The sequence below is a fragment of the Stenotrophomonas sp. genome (assembly GCF_031995405.1).
In the GTDB taxonomy this organism is placed as follows: domain Bacteria; phylum Pseudomonadota; class Gammaproteobacteria; order Xanthomonadales; family Xanthomonadaceae; genus Stenotrophomonas.
In genome coordinates this window covers 1-2,636 of the sequence record NZ_DAMAGC010000209.1, presented here as the reverse complement: position 1 = coordinate 2,636, position 2,636 = coordinate 1, and the positions used below count along the sequence as shown (strand labels likewise).

The 2,636-nt window shown below is 65.7% G+C and carries 4 protein-coding genes; all 4 read left to right on the top strand.

What is annotated here, in order from left to right:
• The coding region (locus RTO53_RS19840; RefSeq protein ID WP_312239377.1) for a type II 3-dehydroquinate dehydratase at positions 1-115 on the top strand (115 nt) is incomplete at its 5' end.
• A 2-nt stretch (positions 116-117) separates the two neighbouring features.
• Positions 118-534, top strand: coding sequence for a lysozyme inhibitor LprI family protein (locus tag RTO53_RS19835; protein ID WP_312239376.1), 417 nt, complete (start codon positions 118-120; stop codon positions 532-534).
• A gap of 54 nt (positions 535-588) precedes the next feature.
• On the top strand, positions 589-1,080 hold the full coding sequence (gene accB, locus RTO53_RS19830; protein WP_312239375.1) for an acetyl-CoA carboxylase biotin carboxyl carrier protein: 492 nt from the start codon (positions 589-591) through the stop codon (positions 1,078-1,080).
• A 10-nt stretch (positions 1,081-1,090) separates the two neighbouring features.
• On the top strand, positions 1,091-2,458 hold the full coding sequence (gene accC / locus RTO53_RS19825; protein ID WP_312239374.1) for an acetyl-CoA carboxylase biotin carboxylase subunit: 1,368 nt from the start codon (positions 1,091-1,093) through the stop codon (positions 2,456-2,458).
• The last annotated feature ends 178 nt before the right edge of the window (positions 2,459-2,636 follow it).

The following is a 2,636-nucleotide window of genomic DNA, read 5'->3' as shown; positions in this document are numbered from 1 at the left end:
CCAGCACAGCTATTTCAGCGACAAGGCGGCCGGGGTGATCTGCGGCTTCGGCGCGGACAGCTATCGCTATGCAATGGATGCAGCACTGACCCGGCTGGCGGCCACCACCGCGTGACCATGCCGCGCGTCCTCGCCAGCGTCATGCTGTGGGGCGCCCTGTGCGGGGCGGCCCTGGCCGCCGATCGCAGCGCCGAGGGCATCGACTGCGCGCAGCCCAGCGGCACCATGGAGAGCGACCTGTGCGCCTCCGACGTGGCCAGCGAGGCCGATACCGAGCTCAACAAGGTCTACGCGCAGGCGCGCCTGCAGCTGCGCACGCAGGCCGCCGAGGGCGCCTGCACGCGCTGCGTCGATGCCGAACAGCAGCTGGTGCTGGCCCAGCGCGCATGGATCCAGCTGCGTACCCACGACTGCGACGCGGTCTATGCCTTCAATGCCGATGGCACCTCCCGCAATGGCGCGCAGATGCGCTGCCTGACCACCCACGCCAACGACCGCATCGCCCAACTGCGTAGTTTCTACGAATTGCGTTGACCCGCGCGCAACGCGCTTCCCACCACACTGACACCACGAGCTAAAGAGGCCCCTATGGATCTCCGCAAAATCAAGAAGTTGATCGACCTGCTGGAAGAGTCGAACCTCGCCGAAATCGAAATCAAGGAAGGCGAAGAGTCCGTGCGTCTGTCGCGCGCCCCCGTGTCCGGCTACGGCATGATGCAGGCCCCGCAGATGATGATGGCCCCGGCACCGGTCCAGGCCGCTGCGGCGGCCCCGGCGATGCCGATGCAGTCGCCCACCGAAGCCTCCACCGGCGGCACCGCCAAGGCCGGCAACGCGCTGCCGGAAGGCCACGTGCTGCGTGCGCCGATGGTTGGCACGTTCTATGCCTCGTCCTCGCCGGACAAGCCGGCCTTCGTGTCGGTCGGCCAGGCAGTGAAGGCCGGCGAAACGCTGGCGATCATCGAAGCGATGAAAATGTTCAACCCGATCGAGGCCGATGTCTCCGGCACCATCGTCGCCATCCTGGGCGAAAACGGCCAGCCGGTCGAATTCGACCAGCCGCTGTTCGTGATCGGCTAAGGATCCGTCCATGCTCGACAAAGTCGTTATTGCCAACCGAGGGGAGATCGCGCTGCGCATCCTGCGCGCGTGCCACACCCTGGGCATCCGCACGGTGGCCGTGCATTCCACGGTCGACCGCAACCTCAAGCACGTGGCCATGGCCGACGAGTCGGTCTGCATCGGTCCGGCGCCGTCCTCGGAGAGCTACCTCAACATCCCGGCGCTGATCGCCGCGGCCGAAGTCACCGACGCCCAGGCCATCCACCCGGGTTACGGCTTCCTGTCGGAGAACGCCGACTTCGCCGAGCGCGTGGAAGAATCCGGTTTCATCTTCATCGGCCCCAAGGCCGACACCATCCGCCTGATGGGCGACAAGGTGGAAGCGATCCGCGCGATGAAGGCCGCCGGCGTGCCATGCGTGCCCGGTTCGGGCGGCCCGCTCACCGACGACATCGTGGCCAACACCAAGATCGCCCGTGAGATCGGCTACCCGGTCATCATCAAGGCATCCGGCGGCGGTGGCGGTCGTGGCATGCGCGTGGTGCATGCCGAGGCCTCGCTGAAGGCGGCCATCGAGACCACCAAGTCCGAAGCCAAGGCTGCTTTCAGCAACGATCAGGTCTACATGGAGAAGTTCCTGGAGAATCCGCGCCACGTGGAAATCCAGGTCCTCGCCGACGGCCAGGGCAATGCCATCCATCTGGGTGAGCGCGACTGCTCGATGCAGCGCCGTCACCAGAAGGTGGTGGAAGAAGCGCCGGCACCGGGCATCAGTGCCGAGATGCGCGAGCAGATCGGCAAGGTGTGCGTGGAGGCGTGCATCCGCATCGGTTATCGCGGCGCGGGTACCTTCGAGTTCCTGTTCGAAGACGGCCGTTTCTACTTCATCGAAATGAACACCCGCGTGCAGGTGGAACATCCGGTGACGGAGATGGTGACCGGTATCGATCTGGTCTGCGAACAGCTGCGCATCGCCGCCGGCCAGAAGCTGACGATCAAGCAGAGCGATGTGGTGCTGACCGGTCACGCGATCGAGTGCCGCATCAACGCCGAAGACGCCGAGACCTTCGTGCCGAGCCCGGGCCAGATCACTGCCTTCCATCCGCCCGGTGGCCCCGGCGTGCGCGTGGATACCCACATCTACAGTGGCTACCGCGTACCGCCGAACTACGACTCGATGATCGGCAAGCTGATCGTGCACGGTCCGGACCGCGAAACTGCGATCGCGCGCATGCGCGTGGCGCTGAGCGAGATGGGGGTGGACGGGATCAAGACCAACGTCGCGCTGCAGCAGCGGATCATGCGCGACAAGGGCTTCCAGGCCGGTGGGCAGAACATCCACTATCTGGAAAAGCGCCTGGCCGAACGCAAGAACAAGTCGATTGCATTGACCTGATCGAGCGGTAGCGGTGGCACGGCAGAAAGGCGGGGATATCCCCGCCTTTTTGTTTGGTTCTTCGCGCATGTGGGGCACAGGCACGGAGCGCGCTCCAGGCTTTTTCCGCGCGGTTGTCGCTGGGTCGGGCGCTGGGCGCCCATGCCCTTTCCGGCGAATGTCCCCCGGCCGCTGCGCG